At 36.8% G+C, this 25,010-nt stretch carries 25 protein-coding genes and 1 other RNA gene; 23 read left to right on the top strand and 3 right to left on the bottom strand.

Annotation, left to right across the window (positions count from 1 at the left end):
- Positions 1–156 precede the first annotated feature (156 nt).
- A complete protein-coding gene (locus ACQV2X_RS07510) occupies positions 157–1,428 on the bottom strand; it encodes a replication-associated recombination protein A (protein WP_428882475.1) in 1,272 nt (423 codons plus the stop codon).
- Between the two features lie 142 nt (positions 1,429–1,570).
- Between ACQV2X_RS07510 and ACQV2X_RS07505 the strand changes: the two genes are divergently transcribed.
- The 4 genes from ACQV2X_RS07505 to recD2 all read left to right on the top strand — a co-directional run bounded on the left by ACQV2X_RS07505 (position 1,571) and on the right by recD2 (position 6,850).
- Complete coding sequence (locus ACQV2X_RS07505; protein WP_428891818.1) at positions 1,571–2,713, top strand: cysteine desulfurase family protein; 1,143 nt, start codon at positions 1,571–1,573, stop codon at positions 2,711–2,713.
- A gap of 14 nt (positions 2,714–2,727) precedes the next feature.
- A complete protein-coding gene (locus ACQV2X_RS07500; RefSeq protein ID WP_428874259.1) occupies positions 2,728–3,066 on the top strand; it encodes a cysteine desulfurase in 339 nt (112 codons plus the stop codon).
- A 91-nt stretch (positions 3,067–3,157) separates the two neighbouring features.
- Positions 3,158–4,300 carry a tRNA 2-thiouridine(34) synthase MnmA gene (gene mnmA / locus ACQV2X_RS07495; protein WP_428894389.1) on the top strand — a complete coding sequence of 381 codons (1,143 nt, stop codon included), beginning with the start codon at positions 3,158–3,160 and terminating at the stop codon, positions 4,298–4,300.
- Positions 4,301–4,435: 135 nt separating this feature from the next.
- Positions 4,436–6,850 (top strand): SF1B family DNA helicase RecD2, encoded by a 2,415-nt coding sequence (gene recD2, locus ACQV2X_RS07490; RefSeq protein ID WP_428894388.1) that lies wholly within the window; start codon positions 4,436–4,438, stop codon positions 6,848–6,850.
- Between the two features lie 96 nt (positions 6,851–6,946).
- Here recD2 and ACQV2X_RS07485 read toward each other — a convergent pair whose 3' ends face one another.
- Positions 6,947–7,255, bottom strand: coding sequence for a hypothetical protein (locus ACQV2X_RS07485; protein ID WP_428874256.1), 309 nt, complete (start codon positions 7,253–7,255; stop codon positions 6,947–6,949).
- 487 nt (positions 7,256–7,742) lie between these two features.
- Here ACQV2X_RS07485 and alaS point away from each other — a divergent pair, with 487 nt between their 5' ends.
- The 13 genes from alaS (at position 7,743) to ssrA (ending at position 18,331) form a co-directional block, all read left to right on the top strand.
- The gene (gene alaS, locus ACQV2X_RS07480; protein WP_428876310.1) at positions 7,743–10,391 is read left to right on the top strand and encodes an alanine--tRNA ligase; all 2,649 of its coding nucleotides are present in this window, start codon (positions 7,743–7,745) and stop codon (positions 10,389–10,391) included.
- A gap of 153 nt (positions 10,392–10,544) precedes the next feature.
- Positions 10,545–10,805: an IreB family regulatory phosphoprotein gene (locus ACQV2X_RS07475; protein WP_428874262.1), complete on the top strand. Its 261-nt coding sequence runs from the start codon at positions 10,545–10,547 to the stop codon at positions 10,803–10,805.
- 3 nt (positions 10,806–10,808) lie between these two features.
- A complete protein-coding gene (ruvX, locus tag ACQV2X_RS07470) occupies positions 10,809–11,243 on the top strand; it encodes a Holliday junction resolvase RuvX (RefSeq protein WP_428874254.1) in 435 nt (144 codons plus the stop codon).
- A gap of 10 nt (positions 11,244–11,253) precedes the next feature.
- On the top strand, positions 11,254–11,559 hold the full coding sequence (locus ACQV2X_RS07465) for a DUF1292 domain-containing protein (protein ID WP_428874253.1): 306 nt from the start codon (positions 11,254–11,256) through the stop codon (positions 11,557–11,559).
- Positions 11,560–11,726: 167 nt separating this feature from the next.
- On the top strand, positions 11,727–12,917 hold the full coding sequence (mltG, locus tag ACQV2X_RS07460) for an endolytic transglycosylase MltG (protein WP_428874252.1): 1,191 nt from the start codon (positions 11,727–11,729) through the stop codon (positions 12,915–12,917).
- Between the two features lie 193 nt (positions 12,918–13,110).
- Entirely contained in the window at positions 13,111–13,731 is a 621-nt protein-coding gene (gene udk, locus ACQV2X_RS07455; protein ID WP_428876311.1) for a uridine kinase, read from the top strand.
- A gap of 19 nt (positions 13,732–13,750) precedes the next feature.
- Entirely contained in the window at positions 13,751–14,230 is a 480-nt protein-coding gene (gene greA / locus ACQV2X_RS07450; RefSeq protein ID WP_428874250.1) for a transcription elongation factor GreA, read from the top strand.
- Positions 14,231–14,386: 156 nt separating this feature from the next.
- Positions 14,387–15,142: a cell wall-active antibiotics response protein LiaF gene (liaF, locus tag ACQV2X_RS07445; RefSeq protein WP_428884897.1), complete on the top strand. Its 756-nt coding sequence runs from the start codon at positions 14,387–14,389 to the stop codon at positions 15,140–15,142.
- Positions 15,139–16,200, top strand: a complete 1,062-nt coding sequence (locus ACQV2X_RS07440) for a sensor histidine kinase (RefSeq protein WP_428874247.1) — start codon at positions 15,139–15,141, stop codon at positions 16,198–16,200. Before liaF ends, ACQV2X_RS07440 begins: the two co-directional genes overlap by 4 nt.
- Before the next feature lie 25 nt (positions 16,201–16,225).
- Entirely contained in the window at positions 16,226–16,858 is a 633-nt protein-coding gene (locus tag ACQV2X_RS07435; protein ID WP_428874246.1) for a response regulator, read from the top strand.
- Between the two features lie 65 nt (positions 16,859–16,923).
- Complete coding sequence (locus ACQV2X_RS07430; protein ID WP_428874245.1) at positions 16,924–17,259, top strand: HesB/YadR/YfhF family protein; 336 nt, start codon at positions 16,924–16,926, stop codon at positions 17,257–17,259.
- Positions 17,260–17,274: 15 nt separating this feature from the next.
- A complete protein-coding gene (locus ACQV2X_RS07425) occupies positions 17,275–17,877 on the top strand; it encodes an ECF transporter S component (protein WP_428874244.1) in 603 nt (200 codons plus the stop codon).
- A 91-nt stretch (positions 17,878–17,968) separates the two neighbouring features.
- Positions 17,969–18,331: a transfer-messenger RNA gene (gene ssrA / locus ACQV2X_RS07420) on the top strand.
- A 407-nt stretch (positions 18,332–18,738) separates the two neighbouring features.
- Here ssrA and ACQV2X_RS07415 read toward each other — a convergent pair.
- The gene (locus ACQV2X_RS07415; protein ID WP_428874243.1) at positions 18,739–18,903 is read right to left on the bottom strand and encodes a hypothetical protein; all 165 of its coding nucleotides are present in this window, start codon (positions 18,901–18,903) and stop codon (positions 18,739–18,741) included.
- 284 nt (positions 18,904–19,187) lie between these two features.
- Here ACQV2X_RS07415 and ACQV2X_RS07410 point away from each other — a divergent pair, with 284 nt between their 5' ends.
- The 6 genes from ACQV2X_RS07410 to ACQV2X_RS07385 all read left to right on the top strand — a co-directional run bounded on the left by ACQV2X_RS07410 (position 19,188) and on the right by ACQV2X_RS07385 (position 24,514).
- Complete coding sequence (locus tag ACQV2X_RS07410) at positions 19,188–19,760, top strand: TetR/AcrR family transcriptional regulator (protein WP_428874242.1); 573 nt, start codon at positions 19,188–19,190, stop codon at positions 19,758–19,760.
- Between the two features lie 33 nt (positions 19,761–19,793).
- On the top strand, positions 19,794–20,258 hold the full coding sequence (locus ACQV2X_RS07405) for a hypothetical protein (RefSeq protein ID WP_428874241.1): 465 nt from the start codon (positions 19,794–19,796) through the stop codon (positions 20,256–20,258).
- A gap of 11 nt (positions 20,259–20,269) precedes the next feature.
- Positions 20,270–21,463, top strand: a complete 1,194-nt coding sequence (locus ACQV2X_RS07400; protein ID WP_428874240.1) for an iron-containing alcohol dehydrogenase — start codon at positions 20,270–20,272, stop codon at positions 21,461–21,463.
- 17 nt (positions 21,464–21,480) lie between these two features.
- Positions 21,481–22,851, top strand: coding sequence for an aldehyde dehydrogenase (locus tag ACQV2X_RS07395; protein ID WP_428874239.1), 1,371 nt, complete (start codon positions 21,481–21,483; stop codon positions 22,849–22,851).
- Between the two features lie 558 nt (positions 22,852–23,409).
- Positions 23,410–23,913 (top strand): GNAT family N-acetyltransferase, encoded by a 504-nt coding sequence (locus ACQV2X_RS07390; RefSeq protein WP_428876315.1) that lies wholly within the window; start codon positions 23,410–23,412, stop codon positions 23,911–23,913.
- A gap of 121 nt (positions 23,914–24,034) precedes the next feature.
- Positions 24,035–24,514, top strand: a complete 480-nt coding sequence (locus tag ACQV2X_RS07385; RefSeq protein ID WP_428894387.1) for a cupin domain-containing protein — start codon at positions 24,035–24,037, stop codon at positions 24,512–24,514.
- Positions 24,515–25,010: the final 496 nt, after the last annotated feature.

Here is a 25,010-nt window from a genome sequence, read left to right as displayed (position 1 = left end):
GTTTTATCCCGCAAATTTTTAAAATTTCAGGACATTTTCATTTACGGTTGACATAGTTTTGTTTGAAAAAATGAAAGCATTTACAATATTAGTCGTTAGTAGCTTATTGTATTGAGAAAGAAAAATCGAAACTCATAACTAAACCTTCATGTAAAGCTAATTCTGCTGTTTTTTTATTTCTTGATAGTATTGGTTAATAGCAGCTTCGTATTTTCCTGTTGGTTCGGCTTTGAAGTATTGCTTATTTTTAAGGGGATCGGGAAGATATTGTTGACGGATAAAATGATTGGGATAATCGTGAGGGTTTTGATAGCCGATGGAGCGACCTAATTTTTTTGCTCCCGCATAATGTCCATCTTTTAAGCTGTCTGGTACTGGGCCTGTGTGTCCAGCTTCAATATCCGCCAGGGCCGCATTAATGGCACGGTAGGAGGTGTTGGATTTAGGACTTAAGGCTAAATCTGCCACAGCGAAAGCCAAAGGTATGCGTGCTTCTGGTAGGCCCAACTTTTCAGCAGCTTCAACAGCCGCTACTGTTCGTTGAGTAGCTTGCGGATTGCCAAAACCAATATCTTCATAGGCAATAACTAACAAACGTCGGCAAGCGATGACTAATTCGCCAGCTTCTAAAAGAATAGCTAAGTAATACATAGCCGCATCCACATCTGATCCTCGGATTGACTTTTGAAAAGCAGAGATGACATCATAGTGATTGTCACCATCTTTGTCATGGCTTAATCGTTTACGCTGTAAACATTCTTCAGCAATTTCTGGCGTGATTACAATCTTACCCTGATCGTTTTCAGCTGTAGAAAGAACGGCCAACTCTAATGCGTTGAGGGCTGAACGAATGTCGCCATTTGTTACAGATGAAAAATGTTCAAGGGTGTCTTTGGTAATTTCAACTGGATACTTGCCCAAGCCATGATCAACATCCTTAATCGCTCTTTGTAACCCCTCTTGAATCTCTTGACTGGATAGAGGTTTGACTTCAAAAATTTGAGTACGTGAGCGAATGGCAGGATTAATCGAAATGTAAGGATTCTCAGTAGTCGCACCTATTAAAATAATTCGTCCGTTTTCTAAATGAGGCAACAAGTAGTCTTGCTTAAGCTTGTTCAAACGGTGAATTTCATCTAATAGTAATATCAAGGTACCTGACATTTTGGCTTCAGTGACGACAACTTCTAAATCTTTTTTTGCATCAGTTGCTGCATTTAAATGACGAAAAGCATATTCCGTAGTACCAGCAATAGCAGCAGCAATCGAAGTTTTTCCGGTACCTGGTGGACCATATAGAATCATAGAAGAAAGACGTTTGGCCTCAACCATTCGACGGATAATTTTGCCAGATCCTACAAGGTGAGTTTGTCCCAAGATTTGATCAATGTGCTGCGGCCGCATGCGATAAGCTAAAGGTTGTTGCATTAGGAAACCTCCTTATAATGTGTATAGTTTACCACAAAAGGCTCTTTTTGATTAATATACGCCTTTTATTTCTATAAGTAAACACTTTCAAAATCATTAAAATACGTTATAATAGTTGTATTAGGAATGAAAAGGTGAGGCAATGATATATTTTGATTATGCAGCGACAACCCCAGTCGACCTCCGTGTTCAAGCACGAATTTCTCATGCTTTAGCAGAATCTTTTGGAAACCCTTCTGCTACATATAAGCTAGGAAAGGCAAGTAAAAATAAGTTGACCTTAGCGCGTCGACGCTTAAAAGAGTTGTTAAAATTAGATGAAAACGCTGATTTGTACTTCACTTCCGGTGCAACAGAGGCCATCAATTGGGCACTGCGATCACAAGCTGTTCGAGCACGTGATCTAGGTCTAGGTAATCATATTGTTACCACAGCAATTGAACATTCAGCAGTGGATAAGGTTCTTCTTGATTTAGAAAACAGAGGGTTTGAAGTGAGCCGAATTCAGCCGGACTCTAACCATCAATTCACACTACAGCAATTTATTGAAGCCAGTAAAGAAACGACCATCGGTTGGACAGCTATGGCAGTAAATAATGAAGTGGGTTCTCAACTTCCTATCCAAGACCTAGGTCAATATGCTAAGCAAAAGGGCTATTGGTTCCATGTTGATGCCACTCAAGCTGTTGGTTATCAACCGATTAACCCACAAAATTTCCCTTGTAGCTCTTTCAACGGGTCAGGTCATAAATTTTATGCACCAAAAGGAATTGGTTTTCTGGTCTATCAGGCTTGGAACAAAGAAATGACCTTAGATCCTTTATTATTAGGTGGTGATCAAGAATATACTAAGCGTTCAGGAACTGAAAACCTTCCTTATATTTTAGGTATGGTGGAGGCCTTGGAGTTGATGTATCAGGGGTATGAAGAACTACAAGGAAATTTTAAAGAACTAACAGCATATTTTTTTCAACGATTAGATGAAGCGAGCATTAACTATCAAAGAAATGGTGATCTTAATCATCATAATAATCGCATACACAGTATTTGGTTTAAAGGAAAATTAGCTAGCCAGTTGATTATTCAAATGGACATGCAAGACATTTATCTTTCAGCAGGATCCGCTTGTTCAGCCGGTTCAGTAAAACCCAGTCGCATTCTAACTGCTTATTACCCAGATAACCCAGCGCGTTGGCAAGAGAGTGTTCGAATTTCATTTGGTCGTTATACGACTAAAAATGAGATTGATCAATTAATTGAAGCAATTATAAAAATAAATAAATAGTAAGGAGTAGAACAATGGCATTTACACCAGAAGCAAAATTATTAGGGTTCAATCGAACTTTTGAAGTCAGTCCAGAATGTAGACCTTATACTTTAAGAGATAATGGCTTCAATGAAACACGTGGAGGTAACTACTTATACAAACGAGAATTAGATTCGACACATCGTACAGGTTTGGTTTTAAAGGTAACTGTTAATGCTGATTTAAATGGGTTAAAAATTTCAACCGTAAATTCTAACGGTTTGCAGGCGGTTAATGTGTTCAGCCTGGCCAACAACGAGATGGTAATTGAAAAAATAAATTTCATTTTCGACGGATTTGTTGACCGAAACGTTCTAGTTGAAGTAAAATAGAAAATAGTTTTGAATGTATCTAAACGGACTTTCCATTCAAGGTGAGTTCGTTTTTAATCTTTATATAAATATTAAAAGAAAGGAAGACCCAATGACTCCAACAAAAGATAAAGCACAAACGCGAGTAGTGATAGGTATGTCAGGAGGTGTCGATTCTTCGGTAGCCGCCTTATTACTAAAGGAAGAAGGCTATGACGTGGTCGGTCTGTTCATGAAGAACTGGGATGATACAGATGAAAATGGTGTTTGTACGGCTACCAAAGATTATGAAGATGTTGCCTTAGTCGCTGAACAAATTGGTATTCCCTATTATTCAGTTAATTTTGAAAAAGAATATTGGGATCGCGTTTTTGAATATTTTTTAAGTGAATATCGCAAGGGACGAACACCCAATCCGGATGTTATGTGTAATAAAGAAGTCAAATTCAAGGCCTTCTTAGATTATGCCACCGAATTAGGGGCGGATTATATTGCCATGGGTCATTATGCCCAAGCAGCAAGAGATGACAAAGGACAGGTTCATTTGTTGCGTGCATCAGATCAAAAGAAAGACCAGACTTATTTCCTTAATCAATTATCTCAACAGCAATTACAAAAAGCTTTATTCCCACTTGGACACTTGGAAAAAACACAAGTGCGTGAAATTGCTGCAGAAGCAGGCTTAGCAACCGCTAAGAAGAAAGATTCTACTGGGGTATGTTTTATTGGAGAGAGAGATTTTAACCAATTTCTATCTAATTATTTACCCAACCAACCGGGTAAAATGAAAACTTTAGATGGTGAAGTGAAAGGCGACCATATGGGATTGATGTACTATACAATTGGGCAAAGACATGGTTTAGGTATAGGCGGATCTACTGGATCGAATGGCTCCAATGAGCCTTGGTTTGTGATTGGCAAGGACATGGCTACTCAAACACTTTATGTAGGCCAAGGCTTCCACCATCCGCATCTATATGCTGATTACTTAGAAGCTTCGGATCTTTCTTTTACAGATGGTGATAAGAGTGATCGGACTTTTAGATGCACTATTAAATTTCGTTACCGTCAAGAAGATGTTCCAGCAGAAGTGATGATTTATGACCAAGGGAAAAAAGCACGAGTGGTTTTTGATGAACCAGCACGAGCCATTACGCCTGGACAAGCGGTAGTTTTCTACCAAGACCAAGAGTGTCTAGGAGGTGGCATTATTGATGCGGCCTATAAAGATAATCAAATGCGGCAATATATTTAAATGTCAGTCACCCTGAGCATTTAGGGTGATTTTTTTATGGACATATTAAGAGTCTTAGGCAAGCTTTGAATGGCAAGCTCTAGTTCTTAATAAAAAAGATTGATATAATAAGACATACAAGTGAGGTGAGAGTGGATGGAAGAATTAATAGTAGGTAGCGTGGAAAGTACCATCTTCGAAAATGACCAAAATTTTTATAAGGTCTTGCGCATTAGTGTAGATTTAGATCAAACGAGTCTCTTGGTAGACGAAGAATTGGTTATTACGGGTCAATTTACTACGATCCATTACGATACGCCCTATCAATTTTTTGGAAAATTAGTCCACCACCCACGTTTTGGACAGCAATTTTCAGTCACTCGCTACCAGCAATTGATGCCGACTTCACGCAGGGGCTTAATTGATTATTTGTCCAGCAATCGTTTCAAAGGAGTAGGTCCTAAAACAGCCACAAAAATCGTAGAGTCATTAGGGGAAACGGCAATTGATCAAATCCTTGATGATCCCAATGCTTTAGACAAAGTGAGTGGTTTAACAGCTAAAGTTGCCAATCAATTAAGGGCCAGTCTTTTAAAATTTCAAGGAACAGAACGTATTTTTATGCAGTTAATCGAATGGGGCTTTGGTCCTAATTTAGCAGATAGAATCTATAAGAAATTCCAATCGAATACACTGGAACAAATAAAAGAAAATCCCTATCAATTAGTAATAGAGATTGAAGGAATCGGATTCACTAAGGCCGATAAGTTAGCAGAACAATTAGGCATTCAACCCGACGCCGCTGAACGAATTGCTTCAGCTATTACCATGGCGGTGGCACAAATTTCTACCGATCAAGGAGATACTTATGTACCGATACCGGATTCGTTGAGAACTGCACGCGACCTCCTAGAAAAAAGTCGCCCCTTTTTGATTGAGGATGATTTATTGACCAAGGGGTTGGATCTTGCAATTATTCAAGACCAGCTGTTAGTGCTAGGAGAAGATCTTGTCATTCCCTCAATTTTCTACGCAGAGTACGGAAGTAGTAAAAAGATTCACGACTATCTGATGGCTGAACAAGTTAAGCGATTTGAAGCAGAAGAGATTGATCAAGCCATTGAGGATGTTATGGCCTTAATTAAAATTGACTATGATCAAGAGCAACAGCAGGCATTAAAATTAGCCATTCAATCCCCTCTCTCTATTATTACAGGAGGTCCAGGAACCGGAAAAACAACCTTGGTACAAGGACTCATTTATTTACATGCTATCTTACATGGCTATGATCTGGCCGATCTAAATGAGGATAATTTTGATTCTCCAATCCGTTTGGCGGCTCCGACAGGCAGGGCGGCTAAACGGATGCAAGAAACTTCTCATTTGCCAGCTTCTACCATTCACCGCTTAATTGGTTATAATCGTGAGTCGACGCTAAGAGACTTTGAACCGATGATAATTGATGGCAGCCTTTTAATTATCGACGAAATGTCAATGGTTGATGTGTGGTTAATGAATTGGTTGCTACAAGCCATTCCCTATGAAATGCAAGTAGTCTTTGTCGGGGATAAGGACCAACTGCCCTCAGTAGGACCAGGTAAAGTTTTTTCAGATATGATTGATTCGGGTTTGATTCCAACTGTTTCGCTATCCAAAATTTATCGTCAGTCCGATGATTCATCCATCGTTCATTTAGCTCACCATATACGTCAAGGCTATCTGCCAGAGGATTTTTTAGCCAAGCATAATGACCGTTCATTTATCCCTTGCTCTGCTCAGCAAGTCAGTGATGTGGTTGGACAGATTGTAGCAGCAGCAATTAAAAAAGGCTTTAATAGCCAAACGCTACAAGTCCTAGCCCCTATGTATAAGGGACCAGGCGGCATCAATCAGATCAATGACTTGATGCAAGAAATGTTGAATCCTGCTAGTTCAAAAAAACGTGAGATAAAACATTTTGACCAAGTCTACCGTATAGGAGACAAGGTTCTTCAACTGGTAAATAATACAGAAGAGGGTGTTTACAATGGGGATATTGGCAAGATAACTGCTATCTTAACGGCAAAAGAAAGTTCAAATAATGTGGAAGAAGTGATTGTTGATTTTGATGACAATGAAATCCATTATCGAAAAAATGAACTGGATCAGCTGACTCTGGCTTATTGTTGTTCCATTCATAAGGCACAAGGATCAGAATATGACTTAGTCATCTTACCATTGGTTGATCGCTATTCACGCATGTTAAGAAGGGACATCATCTATACTGCTGTGACAAGGGCGGTCAAATCCTTAGTCATGGTAGGGAACCCTCAAAGTTTTAATAAGGCGGTTTCACAAGTTCAAATAGAACGCAAAACCAAATTAGCTGAATACTTACAATTAAACTTGACTGAGCAAGCAAAGAAGCGTGAGCTGACAAAAAGCAAAAAGCAAGAGGATGATACAGCAAGTGTTACTCAAGTAGCAGAAAGCAAAATGTCAAAAGAAAGCTTTGTCTTAAATGACCAAACCATCTGGCAAGTCGATCCCATGATTGGCATGGAAGGACTCAAGCCGGAAGATTTTGTATAGTAATAAAGCTTTCTTTGTGTGATTTTAATAGTAACTAGCAAAACCTCCTAAAGAATGTTTCTTTAGGGGGTTTTGATAATTAAAACTTCAATCGCATTATCTATTGATTATAATTTCAAATAAAACAGAAAGGATGCCGACGATTATCAAGATGGCCATCAGAGAATATTGTTTTCTACTATAAGCTAAATTTATTTCCATCAGCCATGTGGCAATATACACTACTGTTGAAATAAAAAGTAAAGCTAACCCTAAGGACAATCCAATCGAAAAAAGTGGATTAGACTTAGGCAAGCCTGATAGCAAGACGGATATAATTATGATTACGCCAATCATGCCTATAATTGGAAAGATTTTCAAAATGTTTTCAATTTTTAAATCTTTCTTGTGATTATCTTTATTCATAAGTTTCACCACCTTTTATAAATATTATTTAGCTAATTTTAATTTAATAACTGGTCCTCAAGATTAATTATATAACTTGTTACAACTTCTATCTTTCTTCAATTCCTTGATTTTCTAAAGGTGTTATGGATGCCTAGGCTTTTACTAAAGAATTTATCGTACGATCACCTACTTTTCAATGAAAAACTTTCTATTAATGATTATATACTAACTGGCAAGATTTTTTTATTCAGGATTGACCTTTTTTATAAAAATTGCTATATTACTAAAGGTAGAGGACATGTCAGGTCATTCTAGAGAGATTACATTTGGTGCAAGTAATCAAGACATTGATGCTCCCTCATACGGACCATTCGAAAGATTGGCGTTTTGCTGGCGTTAACAGTCACTTAAGAAGATAACCAAGAGTTATTATAAGCAAGGTGGTACCGTGGTTAAGCGCCCTTGCATATAATGACTCTTTATTTTTATTGAAGGAGAATGCGGCATGAAACCATTAAAGAGTAAAGAAATACGTCAGATGTTTTTAGATTTTTTTGCAGAGAAAAATCATCAAATCGTTCCCTCAGCTAACCTCATTCCAATTAACGATCCAACGCTGTTATGGATTAACTCAGGGGTTGCTGCTTTGAAGAAATACATGGATGGAACTGAAGTTCCTGACAATCCCAAGATTGCCAATGTTCAAAAGTGTATTCGTACCAACGATATTGAAAACGTTGGTGTGACTGCACGACACCATACTTTATTTGAAATGCTAGGTAACTGGTCCATAGGGGATTACTTTAAAGAAGAAGCCATTCAATGGGCGTGGGAATTTTTAACTTCAGAAAAATGGTTGAATTTTGATCCCAACCGCCTATATGTTACCTATTATCCCGAAGATGAAGAAACTAAGCAGATTTGGATAGAAAAATGTGGTTTAGATGAAGATCATATTGTGGCTGTGGCTGATAATTTTTGGGATATTGGTGCCGGACCATGTGGTCCCGATTCAGAGATCTTCTACGACCGAGGGGAAAATTATCAAAACCTTTCAGCTGATGACCCTGAAATGTACCCAGGAGGAGAAAATGAACGTTACTTAGAAATTTGGAATCTAGTATTCTCACAATACAATCATATGCCAGATGGAAGCTACCAACCCTTGCCTAACAAGAACGTTGATACAGGTATGGGCTTAGAACGGATGGCCTCGGTCATGCAAGATGTTCCGACAAATTTCGAAACAGATTTATTTATGCCGATCATTGAAGCAATTGGTAGATTGACAACTGTCAATTATGGTGATGATGTAAAAACAGATACCTCTTTTAAAGTTATTGCTGATCATATCCGTGCGGTATCCTTTGCTATTGCTGATGGAGCTTTACCTTCTAATGAAGGACGCGGCTATATCTTAAGACGCTTAATCCGTCGTGCAGTTATGCATGGTCGTAAATTAGGAATTAATCATCTGTTTATTTCAGATTTAGTGCCAATTATTGTGGCTATGATGGGTGATCCTTATAAAGAGCTCATCGAAAAAGAAAACTTTGTTAAAGAAGTACTTTTAAAAGAAGAACAACGTTTCCATGAAACAATTGAAGAAGGCGAAGTCCAACTTCATCAAGTGATCAATGCGGTTCGTCAAGCAGGCCAAACGGTTATTAATGGAGACAGGGCTTTTCATTTATATGACACCTTCGGTTTCCCACTTGAATTGACGCAAGAAATGGCTGATGAAGAAGGGCTAACAGTAGACATTGAAGGTTTTGAGACAGCCATGGAAGAACAAAGAGAAAGAGCCCGTGCCGCACGTACAGATGAAGGATCGATGGCGATCCAATCGACAACTCTACAAGCTATTGACTATGAGTTTGATTTTGTGGGTTATGAACAATTAAGTTCAGATGCGACATTGAAATATATTGTCGTCGATGACCAAGAAGTGGACCAATTACCAGCTAATAGTGAAGGGATTGTATTCTTTAACCGCTCACCTTTTTATGCCGAAATGGGGGGACAAGTAGCCGATTTAGGAGGGATTTTTGATGGCGATCAAATGCTGGCAGAGGTCCTAGATGTTCAAAAGAGTCCTCATGGTCAATTTATGCATAAGGTGAAAACATTGGAAATGCCGTTAAATCGTGAACAGTCTTATACTTTGACAGTTGACCGTCAAGCCAGAATGAGGACCAATCAAAACCATACAGCTACTCACTTATTACATAAGGCCTTAAAAGAAGTTTTAGGGGACCACGCTAATCAAAAAGGATCGTATGTGGGGCCAGATCGCTTACGTTTTGACTTTTCACATTTTGGTAAAATGTCAGCCGAAGAACTTAAACAAGTGGAATCCTATGTAAACTTTATGGTTGAAAATGCTATTAATGTTGACATAAGTGAAATGCCAATTGATGAAGCAAAAGCAATGGGAGCCATGGCACTCTTTGGTGAAAAATATGGGTCAATTGTTCGCGTAGTTAATGTAGGCAATGAATCCATCGAATTGTGTGGAGGAACTCACGTTAACAATACTAATGAGATTGGAACCTTTAAATTAATGGCTGAAAGTGGTATAGGAGCAGGATTGCGCCGCATTGAAGCCTTAACAGGTCAAGCAGCTATCGCCAACTATCAAAAGAACGAATCGCTACTAAAAGAAGTTCAAAATCAATTGAAAGTTAGCCAAAGTGATCAACTGCTAAGCAAGATTGAACAGTTACAACAGGATCTTAAAGTACAGCAATCTGAAATCGACTCCTTGACTGCACGCTTAATGCAGGAAGCTTCAGATGAAATCTTTGATGATGTTCAAACAGTTAAAGACATTAGCTTTATTGCAGCCAGCGTAGACAATCAAAATATGGATTCTTTAAGATCTTTAGGCGATACATGGCGAGAAAAAGCTGCTTCTAATATCCTTGTTTTAGCCACTTCTCATGAGGGAAAAGCTAATCTGTTAGTTTTAGTCGATCAAGAAACAGTGGCTAAGGGCATTAATGCGGGAGATTTAATAAAACCATTAGCAAAACATATTAAAGGTGGTGGAGGAGGTCGTTTGACTATGGCGCAAGCAGGGGGTAAAAATCCAGCGGCTATTCCTCAGTTATTAGAAGCAGTGCCGCAAGAGATTGAGAATAGACTGATCTAGCCTGAAACACAATTTTAATAGTGAAAAAGCTATAAATAAAGCACAATAAGAGCCTTTTTATAGGGATTTATGGTAAACTGGAGATAATAGCTAACAAATCAACTAGGGATGTATTAAGTTGATGAGATTAAGAAAGGTTCGGTGAATACATCTATGCAATCATTAGATGAAACAATACTCTTTAAGTTAGATGATTTAAACCAACATACAGTTCGCGAGAGCTTAGAGATTGTCTATCGCGCATTGGAGGAGAAGGGGTATGATCCAGTCAATCAAATTGTGGGCTATCTCTTATCAGGTGACCCGGCTTATATTCCACGTCACAATGATGCGCGTAACCTCATTCGTCGTCATGAACGCGATGAAATTGTCGAAAAATTAGTCAAGTATTATCTAACTAAGAAGGAGTCTTAGTTCATGCCAATTGGAAATCGCAGCATGGGCTTAGATGTGGGTTCTAAAACGGTAGGGGTTGCTATTAGTGACTTAATGGGTTGGACAGCCCAAGGAATCGAAACTATACCGATTGATGAAGAATCGGATAACTTTGGTTATCAACGTCTTCAAGAACTCATCGAAGAGTATAAAGTAGATAAAGTCATTATTGGCTTACCAAAAAATATGAACAATACATTAGGACCAAGAGCAGAGGCTTCCCAAAAATTTGGTGAAAAACTGCATAAAATTGTCCCAGACTGTCAAATTATTTATCAAGATGAGCGATTGACTACTTCTCAAGCAGAACGGATGCTGATTGAAGAAGGGAATGTCTCACGTAAAAAACGCAAAAAAGTAATTGATAAATTAGCGGCAGTGATGATTTTACAAAATTACTTAGATTATAAGAAATAGGGGTGTTAAGATGGTAGAAGAACATAATCATGAACACGCAGAAAAAGAAATTGACTACATTACTGTTGTCGATGAAGAAGGCAATGAATCGTTATATGAAATTCTATTCACCTTTGATTCACAAGACTATAATAAATCCTATGTCCTTATTTATCCAGCTGGAGCAAATGAAGAAGAAGAAGTAGAAATTCAAGCTTACTCCTATAAAGAAAATCCAGATGGGACTTCTGGTGATTTACAAGCGATCGAAACTGAAGAAGAATGGAACATGATTGACGAAGTATTAAATACATTTTTGGCAGATGAAGAAGAATAGTTAAGAAAGCTAAGCTCTTTCCGATTGATGAAATCGGCAGGAGCTTTTTCTCTTATAAAATCATGAAGCTTGAAACATTAATTTAATCATTCATTAATTAGGTCAGGATAGTTATTTACTGTGTTATTTGCTATAATGCTTACAACATTAGGCTATTAGGAGGAAGTATGAAGATAGATTGGAATAGAATACAAGAAGATGCAAAAGTAAATGAAACCATGCATGTTAAAGAATTACTTTGGACCAATCGAGTAATTAAAATCATTCTTTGGATATTTTTGATTATTATCGTAGTAGGCACCTTATTCATTTATTGGAAACTGGATAAAGATTTAGGGCCGGTGGATGCCAATAGTTCTGAGGCAATCGAAGTGACGATTCCCATCGGGTCGACTTCTAGTGATATTGCACAAATTTTAGAAGATGAAAAACTGGTTAACAATAGTCAAATTTTTAATTTGTTTATGAAATTTAAAGGAGCTAGTGACTTTCAAGCAGGCTATTATCAATTAAAGCCTAATATGAATGCAGAAGAGTTGATTGCAACTTTAAAGGAAGGTGGCGAACCAATCCAAGAAGATATTGATACCACACTGACTGTTGTGGAAGGCATGCAAATAACTGATATTGCACAAGTAGTGGCTGAACAAACACCAATTGAAGCTGATACTTTTATTGATCGCGTTCAAAGTGAAGAGCTGTTTGAAGACTTGTTAAGGCGTTTTCCAAGCTTGATTCAACCACTATCTGAGATTGAAGGCTTAAAATATCGTTTAGAAGGTTATCTTTTCCCAGCTACTTATGATTATATTGCTGGCATGACGGCTGATGATTTAATCATTAATATGGTTGGAAAAGCTAATATTGAATTTCAGAAATTGCAAGAAGACCTTAGCAATACTTGGTTAAACTATCACCAGTTGTTGAGTCTGGCTTCGGTTGTTGAACGAGAAGCATCGACTGATGAAGATCGCGCCTTAGTTGCAGGAGTTTTCTTCAACCGTCTAAACATTGAAATGGCTCTACAAAGTGATATTACGGTTATTTATGCACTTGGCAAGCATAAAGAGCTGGTTACTTATGAAGATTTAGAAGTAGATTCGCCTTATAATACGTATCAACATAGCGGGTTGCCAGTAGGACCGATTAATAGTCCTTCTCTATCATCGATTATGGCGACTATATATCCAACTTATTCAGATAACTATTACTTTGTCGCAGATATGAATACAGGCAAAATCTATTATTCTGCAACAGAAGCTGAGCATAGTGCCTTAGTAGAACAATACGTTCAACCATTCTTTGATGAAGCAAAAAAAGAAGCGAGTCAAGAAAATGCAGAATTAGAAGAAGAATAGCAAGAACAACAAATGAAACTTTTAACAAGCATTTGAATACTAAAAAAGAAATAATATGAAATGGCTTGCATTCAGCTAATTTATATGTTATTTTCTTAAGTATAGTTTTGAGCAAGTTCAATAGAAAGCAAGTAATCACCTCTTATTGGGTGGTTGCTTTCTTTATGTATTTGTCAATTAAGGGAGTGAAGTAATGGGGGATAGACCCATCATCATCGGTGTCACTGGTGGATCAGGTTCTGGTAAATCAAGTGTTAGCAAGCGAATATTAGAACAGTTTACTGAGATGTCCGTTTTGGTCTTAGCACAAGATAATTATTATAAAGACCAAAGCCATCTGACATTTGAGGAAAGATTAAAGACGAATTACGACCATCCCTTTGCTTTTGACAATGATTTATTTTTTGAACATATCCAAGCTTTTATAAGAGGTGAAACAATTGAAGTCCCTATTTATGATTTTGTGAACTACACGCGTTCACTTGAAACACGTAGAGAAGCTTCACGTGACGTGCTAATCTTAGAAGGGATTTTAATTTTTGAAGATAAAATGATTCGTGACTTATGTGATATTAAAATATATGTCGATACGGAAGATGATATTCGCCTTTCTAGAAGAATTAAACGCGATGTCATTAAAAGAGGACGTTCTGTAGAATCTGTTCTTGAACAGTACGAAACAGTTGTCAAGCCGATGCATCATCAATTTACTGAGCCAACTAAACGCTATGCAGATATTATTGTCCCGGAAGGCGGCCATAATCATGTGGCCATAGATTTATTAGTTACTAAAATTAACACAATTATTAATTAATTTGAAGGAGTATTAACAGATGGCAGATAAAACATATCCAATGACCCTAGAAGGTAAGAAAAAAATTGAAGCTGAATTAGAAGATTTAAAAGTAAATAAACGAGCTGAAATTATTGAACGCATTAAAGTAGCCCGGTCTTTTGGTGATCTTTCTGAAAACTCAGAATATGAATCAGCAAAAGATGAACAAGCTTTCGTTGAAGGACGTATTTCAACATTAGAAAATATGATGCGCTTTGCTGAAATTATTGATGATAAAAATGTTGCGGCTAATGAAGTAACATTGGGTCGTACCGTGACTTTTAACGAATTGCCTGATGGTCCTGAAGAAGCATATACCATTGTTGGCTCTGCTGAAGCAGACCCAATGGAATATAAGATTTCTAACGATTCGCCAATGGCCAAAGCTCTATTAGGCCATAAAGTGGGTGATAAAGTAACTATTGAAACACCGGGCGGCTCATTTGATGTGGAAATTACTAAGGTGGCTAAGGCATAATTTATCCAACAGTTAGACTCCTTTTGGGGGTCTTTTTTTATGCCTTTTTCTAGGATTTGTTTGCTATAATAGATGGAAGATAAGCAAAGTATTATCTTTTTTCAGTTTATCTTTTATGCAATAATAGCAATGACTTAACAGAAGGGAGGTATTCCAATGAAAGACTTCTTTCGCAAACGTATTTTTCTCACGATGATTCTTTGTATCTTTTTAATTATATTAGAATTACTTACAGATTGGCATTTTCTTGGAATGTTTGCAGGAGGATTTTTGCTCATCAGTTTGAGCCTTTATATAGAGCGCTATTGGTTGAACCGATTGATTTTAGGATTGGGTTTGATTTTGGTTATTATGACGATTGTTTTAACCAAATCATTCTGGCTATTTCTTTTAACCATCTTTTTCGCTTTAATTGTCTTTAAAAAAGAGCATATCCATGAAATGGGTAATCTTTCGGAGAGTGTTTTACATCCAGCCCCTAAAGAGTCTGAGAGTTATTACGGGATTAAACTGCTTCAACCACAAGACCAGCAGCGAACAATCTTAGAATATCGCTCTCTTTTTGATATGCGAGAAGAAGGAACCAAGACTTCATATGAGTGGGATGATATTAATCTTGTATATTTTGGTGGAAATTCTATTATTGATTTAGGGAATACCCTCATTCCAGCAGGTGAGCATACGGTAGTCATTCGAAAAATGTTTGGCCGTGTCCGTTTAATCATTCCGAGGGATATTGGCTTGAAACTGAATATATCTTTAATTAGTGGCAATGTTTTATTTGAATCTCAAGACTATGTATTAACATTGGAAAACTTTAAATGGCGTAGTCCCGATTATCAACAAGCTAACCGCAAATTAAATGTTATTATTTCAAGCTTTATAGGAGATGTTGAGGTGATTATTTTATGAATTTACGGTTATGGATTCGTATCTTACTCAATCAATTAATTATTACATTGCTGATCTGTTTTTTTGTGGTTGGTCTTTGTGCATGGCAACTACCAGCTTTTAATATTGAAGACCTTTTTATAATTAAGATCTGGGACGTTCGATTATTTATCTGGGTAGTAGCCATTATTATTGCCTTCTCAGTCATCTATAGTTTATATCTTACCTTTTCACTAAATGATTCTTATGAACTGATTCGAGCAAAAATCAATTGGTTATTGTTAGGCAAATATCACCATCCGATCTTCAATAAAACCAACCGTAAATCCAGTCTCTATACACAAGATTATAGCTTGGCCCAAGATATTAACCGCCTGCGCAATCGCTTGGTTGATTTGACTGAAGACTTACAAGAATTTACAGCTGCTCCGGTCTTTGTCGGTGAAGAGACTAAGGAAGAAATTATCGAACATGAGCGTAGTCGCATAGCACGTGAACTTCATGATTCGGTATCCCAACAATTATTTGCTGCTATGATGATGTTGTCAGCTATTACTGAATCCTATCCTGAAGAGGAAAACCCTAAATTAAGTGCTAAGCTTGAAAAAATTGAATCGGTCATTGGAAATGCTCAAACTGAAATGCGAGCCTTGCTCTTACATTTACGACCGGTTGACTTACAAGGAAAATCACTGCAACAAGGAATTAATAATTTGCTATTAGAACTACAAGCCAAAATACCTCTAGAACTGACTTGGGAATTAGATGATCCTAGACTAGAAACGGGAATCGAAGACCATCTCTTTCGGATTATTCAAGAAGCGGTGTCGAATACTATGCGGCATGCTCGAGCAAATAAATTAGATGTTTATCTAAGAGAAACAATGGATATGATAAATATTCGCATTGTTGATGATGGACGTGGCTTTGATCCTGTTCAATCGAAAAAGTCAGGCTCTTATGGTTTAACCAATATCCAAGAAAGAGTGAAGGGGATGGGAGGGGCGGTTTCGATAATTTCTTCTCCAGGGCAGGGAACGGTTGTCGATATTAAGTTGCCTTATAAACTTAAAAAATAAAATTATAAAATAAAGGAGTCAGTGTATGATAAAAGTATTATTAGTTGATGACCACGAAATGGTCAGGCTAGGTGTTTCGTCTTATCTAAGTATTCAAGAAGATATGGAAGTGGTGGGAGAAGCTAATAATGGCTTAGTAGGTTATCATCGTGCCCTGGATTTACGACCGGATGTTATTTTGATGGACTTAGTCATGGATACCATGGACGGAATTGAAGCTACGCAAAAAATTATGCAAGAGTGGCCCGAAGCTAAAATTATTATCGTGACATCTTTCTTAGATGACGAAAAAGTATATCCAGCTATTGAAGCAGGAGCTCAATCATATATCCTAAAAACTTCATCAGCTAAAGAAATCGCCGAGGCTATTCGCTCAACCTACCAAGGTAAGAGCGTGATGCAGGATGAAGTTACGCAAAAGATGCTAAATCGCGAAACCGAAGAAAGGCAAGTCCATCTGCATGATGATTTGACCAATCGTGAGCGTGAAGTCTTAGGATTGATTGCTAGAGGGTATTCCAATCAAGCGATTGCAGAAGAGTTGTTTATCACTTTAAAGACGGTAAAAACCCACGTTTCTAATATCCTATCAAAATTAGAAGTGGATGATCGCACACAAGCGACAATATATGCTTTCCAACATAATTTGGTGGATTAAGCAAAAAACTCGCTCAGATAAAAAAATTGCTATATGATAGATTCAGTTTATAGAGGAGGGAGTTGTTGCATTTGATTGCAACAAAGCATATGAAACTAACAGTAACAAATAAAGCAGCAGATTGGTTTAAGGAAGAAATAGGATTTAGCCAAGGTGCTGGTGTTCGCTTTAAAACAAAAATTTATGGATCGAGCCCTTTTGACAATGGTTTTGGGATTGCCATTGATTCTGTTCAGCCAGAAGACCCTTTAGTCACTTATCAAGCGCCCAATGGGGTCCTCTTCTTTATTGAACAAGATGACGAATGGTTTTTTGATGAATATGATTTAGAGGTAACTCTTGATGAAAGACTCTGTGAACCCACTTACAATTACATTAAGAATGGTCATTCCATTCATTAAATGAGGAGGATGTTTGTGTCAGCATTACAAAATCAAAACGCTATGAAAACTAAACGCTTAGTTATTTTAAGTATCTTCATGGCTATTATCCTATTACAAACTTGGGTACCTTTTCTAGGCTATATAGCCATACCCCCATTAAATATTACTATTATTCATGTAACGGTAATTGTAGCGACCTTATGGTTAGGCACTAAAGATGGTTTTATTATCGGAGCATTTTGGGGCTTGAACTCCTTGATTCGTGCTTATGTTATGCCAACATCGCCCATGTATGTTTATGTCTTTTCTTCACCATTAGTCTCACTTTTACCACGGATGATTATGCCTTTGATTGTTGGATGGTTTGCCCACCAAGCTCAAGATAAAATTCAAGATCGCTTGCGCTATATGATAGCAGGGGCCTTAGGTTCAATCTTAAATACAGTTTTCGTCTTAGGGGCAATTGGCCTCTTTAAACAGGCAGAGTATTCACAAATTAGTGGAGCCAATCTCGATAGCTTATGGCAGGTGCTCGGAGGTATTGTGTTAGTGAATGGTGTACCTGAGATGATCTTTTCAATTTTAGTGACGCCAATTTTACTGAATGCCGTCAAAAAATTACCTCAAACTCTTTAAGTAGGAAGTCCAAGATAATTCGTCTAAAAGCTGACTGACCTTCTTTGACATTTCCTCATGGAGATGCTAGTATGTATTTATACCTTTAATTGGGGGTGTCATGGTTTCGACAGGTGTTGTTCGAACCTTGGATGCGTCAGGTAGGCAGCGACTATCTCACCAACGCTACAGTTAAATATAACTGCAAACAATAATAACAATTTAGCTTTAGCTGCCTAAAAACAGCTGGCTAAGATCAGCCTAGCATCGCCCATGTGTTAGTTCCTGGTCTCAAATTAGTGGGATACGCTAAGTCTTTCCGTCTGTAAGCCTTAGAAGAGATAAGCAGACTCGCAAACACAAATGCCTGTTGGTCGGCTATGTGGGAGCTAAATAATAATAGACGCAACTATTGACGTAGATTCTTTGGTGGCGAGACATTTGGACAGGGGTTCGACTCCCCTCATCTCCATTGTTTTTTAATAAGAATATAGATTTATCAGTATTTTAAGACATAAGTAGTTGAACTTAAATAAAGTTATGGTTCGAAATGCTTAATAGGTCTTATATTGAGATAAAATAAATCTATATTCTTTTTTGTATGGTAGTAAATATAGGGCAGTGTCAAATAAATTGTGTAAGCTAATGTAAGATTAAGTAAAAATCTTCTAACTAGATAATATTATAGGCATTATACGTCATCCCCTATAGGGGATGAATTTTTTTGCTTTGACCTTTTCCTTGTATTTCATCTAGCATTTTATTTAGTTCCTATTGTGCTTGACCAAATCCCTTATGGATTCTAGAAGAAAACTTCGTATTGAATTTTGAAACATAGGTATATAGATACTTTTCTAAAGATCTCTCATGGGAAATTGTTCCTTAACCATTGCAGCCTTTGACTTCCGATTTTTCGTAATTAAGAAAGACTGTCCTTTCGCATACAGGTAATAAGTTAATCGCTTCTTCTAAATTTTGACGAAATAGGTCTTGAACAGATTTATCTTCTGCTAGTGCTGTGAATAATTTTGTGCTAACGACTTCCATAAGGGACCTCCTGTGTGATTGCTTATTTGATTTTACAATCTTACATAAGAGAGGTCTCTTTTTCTACAAAGATTCGGAGCTTACACAAAATAATTTACGGTCTGAAGAAAAGCGTAATTATCTATATTAGAAGGTTATTATATTGTGGGATCTCTCCCTTTTAATAACTTCTTTTTTCTTAATCATAGTAGCTTTAAAATAAGCATATTTGACACTAAAAGCTGGTTGAATTAAACTTAAACTAATTAATCGGTCAGTCGACCGAACGGGAAATGGGTGGATAAATGACAAAAATATCTATTAATGATGGGAACTCTAATCAAGATATGCGATCTTATATACTTGAGATTGCATCAGTTTTAATTAGTGAATTAGGCATTGAAGAAACAACTTTGCGTAAAATTGCTGAAGCAGCGGGTATTAGTAAAGGAACGCTTTATTATTATTATCCTGCCAAACAAGCGATCATTTATGAATTGGCAGAAAAAAATTTAGAAATGATGACAGAAGACTTACTTTTATTCATTGAAGAGTCTGATGAGGAGATTGATGCAGAAGAAATATTGAAGACTTTATTTAATAAAATTATCTATGCGGATACTAGAGGCTCCTTACATCTTTATCTTTTAAGCGATGCGATTACTAATAATCAATCCTTGGCTAAAAAGTTTGAAACACGCTATCAGTCCTGGCGAGAGACCATTCGAAAAAGTTTAATAAAAGGATTAAAGCGACAGGGAAGAGATTATCACGCCCTCTCTTATCTTATTTTAGCTTTGTTAGATGGCTTAATTATTCAACAGAAATTTGCTACGGAAGAAATACCTGTGAATCAGATTGTTAAATTGCTTATTTAATTAAGCAAAACTTATAAAAGGCGGTTGCATGTTATGAAAAAATTAATGGTAGAAATTGGTTTAAAATTTTTAGTAAGAGGATTAATAGCTGCTGCTAAAGTAGAGCCTGCAATTCAGAAAGAGTTAGGACACTATGCGGATGGTTTCTTGTTTGAATTGACAGTTTTAAACACTAGTACAAAAGTATTCTTTGAAAAAAGAAATGATGGCTTTAATTATTTAGGAAAGCATGTGGATGCCCCAGCTGATCTGTCGATTATTTTTAAAAGTTATCGGGCTGCACAAATGTTAATTCTTGGTCAAATAGGTCTGCACCAGGGCTATGCTCAACATCGTTTTATTGTTAAAGGTGATTTCCTAAAAGCTATGCCTCTCGTTCGAATTTTATATTATGTAGAAGCTTATCTTTTCCCAAATTTTATTAGCAAAAATATTTTAAAAGAACAACCAGTGCTTTCAGCCAGCAAAGGCAAAGCCTACTTTCATTTAGTGTTTTAAGGAGGATTAGTATGAAAATACCAGAATATTATGAATTTATGAATTCAGTCAAGATTTTATCTGGCAAAGGCGCTTTAGAAAACATCCCATTTGAATTATTGAATTTAGAGGCCCAGAGGCCTTTGATTTTAACAGATGAGTCATTGATAAAGCATGGACAAGTGCAAATTATTACAGAGGCTTTAGAAGATGCCAACATTGAAATCGCTGCCATCTTCAAAGAGATTCCACAAGACTCATCATTAAATGTGGTCCAGGAAATCAGTGACGTCTATCAAACACATCAATGTGATAGTATCATCGCAATTGGCGGTGGATCAGTCATTGATACTGCTAAAGGAGTAAATGTTTTAGTTTCTAAAAAAGTCAAAGACTTAAATGAACTCATGGGGTTAGAGCTAGTCGGTGGTAAGTTAAATCCTTTGATAGTCGTGCCAAGTACTGCAGGCACAGGCTCGGAGGCAACCTTAGTCTCAGTGATTGCGGACACGAGCCGTAAGGTAAAGTTGGAGTTTATTTCATACAGTCTTTTACCAGATGTGGCTGTTTTAGATTATCGAATGACAGCGTCACTTCCAGCGAAAATAACTGCATCAACTGGAATCGATGCCTTAACACACAGTATTGAGGCCTTAACGGGTTGTCAAAAAAATCCACTTAGCTCTGCTTATGCCTTAGCTGCCATAGAATTAATTGGGAAGCACCTTAAAGAAGCGGTCCAAAATGGTAAAAATAAAGAAGCTCGCATAGCCATGGCGAATGCGTCCTTAATGGCAGGTATATCCTTTTCTAACTCAATGGTAGGCATTGTTCATGCGATAGGCCACGCTTGTGGATCAATCAGTAAAATTGCCCATGGAGATGCGATGGCGATTTTACTTCCATATGCTATGGAAATGAATTTAAAGCATTCACAATCTTGTAAAGAGGAGTATGCTAGAATTTTATTGGCTTTCTCTGGACCAGAAGTATACAGCCAGACACCCAAAGATCAAAGAGCCGCTCGTACAATAAATGCTATCAGAGATTTACTTAATGAATTGCATAAAATAGCGGGTTTACCGACCCGTTTGCGAGATGTCGATGTTAAAAAAGAGGATTTTAAACAGATTGCCAAGACAGCCATGAATGATGGGGCTACAATTGTGAACCCAGTTCAAGTTACTACTGAACGGATTATGGATATTTTAGAAGCAGCTTATTAAGAAGGAGCATGATAAAAATGGAAGAGACAAGTGGTGTATTAGAAAAACAAAAAGAATATTTTGCAAGTGGAGAGACCAAAGCAATTGATTTTCGAATTGCTAAGCTGAAAAAATTGTATCAAGCGATTGAAGACTATGAGCTTGAAATATTAGAAGCCTTAAGAAGTGATTTAAATAAAGCAGGATTTGAAGGCTATGTTAGTGAGATTGGATTGGTTTTAGAAGAGATCACTTATATGTTAAAAAACATGAAGAGATTACTCAAACCTAAGCGTGTACGAACACCAATCTCTCAGTTTCCATCAGTCAGTCGTGTCTATAAAGAGCCTTATGGGCAGGTGTTGATTATTGCCCCTTGGAATTATCCATTTTTGCTGACTTTATCGCCACTTGTTGGTGCCTTAGCGGCCGGAAATACTGCTGTTATCAAACCCTCTGAATTTGCACCGGCTACGTCTGCTATTATTAAAAAAATGATTGCAGATACCTTTGATCCGGCTTATGTGACGGTGGTGGAAGGGGCTGTTGAAGTTAATCAGTCTTTGTTAAGTAAAGATTTTGACTTAATTTTTTTCACAGGAAGTAAACAGGTGGGGAAAATTGTAATGGAAAAAGCAGCTCAGCATTTGACGCCAGTCGTCTTAGAATTAGGTGGGAAAAGTCCAGCCATTGTTGACAAATCAGCCGATATAAAAATAGCTGCTAAGCGAATTGCTTGGGGCAAAGCTTTAAATGCAGGACAAACCTGTGTGGCTCCAGATTATTTACTTGTTCAAGAAGATGTGAAAGAAAAACTAACAGAGGAATTAATGAAGACTCTGGAAGGTTTTTTTGGTAAGCACGCAGAAACCAATCCTGAATATCCCAAAATAATCAGTGATAGGCATTATCAGCGATTACTTAATCTGCTAGAGACAGGCAAAGTGATTTACGGGGGTCAAAAAAATGATGAAACACACCAAATAAATATCACATTAATGGAGGATGTTTCTTGGAAAGATCCAATTATGCAAGAAGAGATATTTGGTCCGATATTACCCATAATCACCTATAAGACTATAGATGAAGCGATGGATCATATTAAGGCACGTCCAAAGCCTTTAGCTTTGTATTTATTTACAAAAGAGAAAGATATTGAGCGAAAGGTTTTAACGGAGGTTTCCTTCGGAGGGGGAGCAATAAATGAGACAGTAACCCACCTAGCGACTCCTTATATGGGCTTTGGTGGAGTGGGAGAAAGCGGAATGGGCAGCTATAATGGCAAAAACAGCATTGACACCTTTTCTCATAGTAAAAGCATCTTGAAAAAAAGTAATTGGCTTGATCTTCCTTTCCGTTATCCACCTTATAAGACAAGTATAAAATGGATCAAAAAGATTATGAAATGAGATATTTTTTTAGCTAGCAATAAGCAGTTGACTAGCAAGTAAATGTTCAGCATACTTTAAGTTTTGTTTAAAGAGAAACTAGTATAAGAAATCGATAAAATTAATAATATAAAAATCTTTATAGGAGAGATGCCCCCCAAAGATAGAGCTATCAAACTCACTTTTGGGGGTTATATTAGAGTAGCTGATTATTTTAATAGCAATAAATTAAATGCAAGTAGCCTTTTAAGGAAGTATAAAGACCTAGCATTGAATGGGCTCACTAAAAAAACTATAGCTCTTCATGAGTGGAACCTAAGACTAAAACAGCTCGATCAGGACAGTGTTTTTATTTGCTAACTTAAAATAGATGTTGACTAAGTAAAGTATAAACTAATAGCTATGACAAAGTTTTTTAACTTCTAGAAGATTGCCTAAAGATTTAGCTTATGGAAATCACTATTTTTATTTAAGGAAGAATTTGTTTTATGGTTTGATAGCCTATGAAAAGTTTTGTAAACTTTGCTATGCTTGTAATAATACGAAAAAAATAGTTACGAAATTGACGGAGGATTTATAGTGGAAAATTTTACTGCAATCTGGAATATCTATGAAAGCTCTTTTCCTGAAGATGAAAAAAGAAGTTTAAACTTACAATTAGAAATATTGAAAAATCCTAATTATCAAATGAAAGCCTTAAAAGATGACGGTAGAGTAGTAGGTTTTATATCTTTTTGGGATATTGGAGAATATGTATTTATTGAACATTTTGCCATAGATGACAGTTTCCGAGGTAGAAATTATGGCAGTAAATTTTTGAATACTTTCTTAAATGAAGCTGATAAAAAAATAGTCTTAGAGGTAGAAAAGCCTGAAGACAATATCACTAAACGAAGAATAAATTTTTATCAGCGTTTAGATTTTAAGTTGAATGCTTATGACTACACGCAACCTCCATTAGAAGAAGGGAAAAATGCGATTCCGCTTTTATTGATGACTTATCCAGAAGCAATGGATCAAGAGCAATTCAATAAGGTTAAAGAAGCTTTGTATCGGGTCGTTTATTCGAATGAGATTAAGTAATCCGGTAAGATGCTAGCAAAATCGAGAAAGTTTACTAATTACAAGGCTGCTTAAAGTGGATAAGAATTTTAGACCCTTACACTCCCTATGCTAAAATAGTATAAAATGTTAGGAGATTATTATGAATCAATCAATGGAAGAATGGATAAAAGCTTTGGATATGGAAGCTCATCCGGAAGGTGGCTATTATTGCGAAGTTGAAAGATCACAAGACAAACTAAAAATAAATGGGAAAGAACGTTCTCTGTTCACTAGTATCTATTTTCTATTGGAAAAAGAAAACCCCTCACATTTTCATCGTTTAACTGCTGATGAAATATGGTACTATCATTACGGACAGCCATTGACCGTGCATATGATTTCTCCAGATGGCGATTATACAAATGTTACTTTAGGACTAGCTGTTGCGCAAGGTCAAGTACTACAATATCGTGTTCCTAAAGGGACAATCTTTGGCTCAACCGTTGAAGATGGGTTTTCGCCCGTATCGTGTATGGTTTCACCAGGATTTGAGTTTGAGGATTTTGAGTTGTTTCGTTACCATGAACTGATCGAACAGTACCCAGAGTATGAAGAAATGATCCAATTATTGAGTAAATAATGAAAGGGGGAGAAACTTAGCGTTTCTTCCCCTTTTTTAATACCATTCTTTTTTATTTGAATTAGCTTTTTGAAATAAAAATTAGGCTTTCTATCTTTTGAGTACTTTCAAAAATTAGAGTTACATGACGGATTCTTGGTATCATTTCACGGGTGATAGTTTTATGTATAGAATAATTTTCGTATAATTATTTTTAAGAAAAGAGGAAAGGAGTTCGTATTTTATCACAGGCTCCTTCTTAGCTAAAAACAACTTCCAAGAAATGCTGATATACTGAAGAGTTATACTATATCTTAATAAGTATAAGGACTTGTTACTCAAAGTAACACTAAAGTTCTTGATAGTATATTTGATAATGCGAGTTTTTATGATTGACTATAACTATAAAAGATCAATAGGAGTGATAAGATGCAACTAGGCGATAAAATAAAAGAATTACGATGTTAAACGTAAATGATAATGTCTCAAGAGAACACAAATCAAAATGTCCCACTAT

The organism is Facklamia sp. P12945, from assembly GCF_050409485.1.
GTDB lineage: Bacteria > Bacillota > Bacilli > Lactobacillales > Aerococcaceae > Facklamia.
This window is presented reverse-complemented; position numbering and strand designations above follow the sequence as displayed.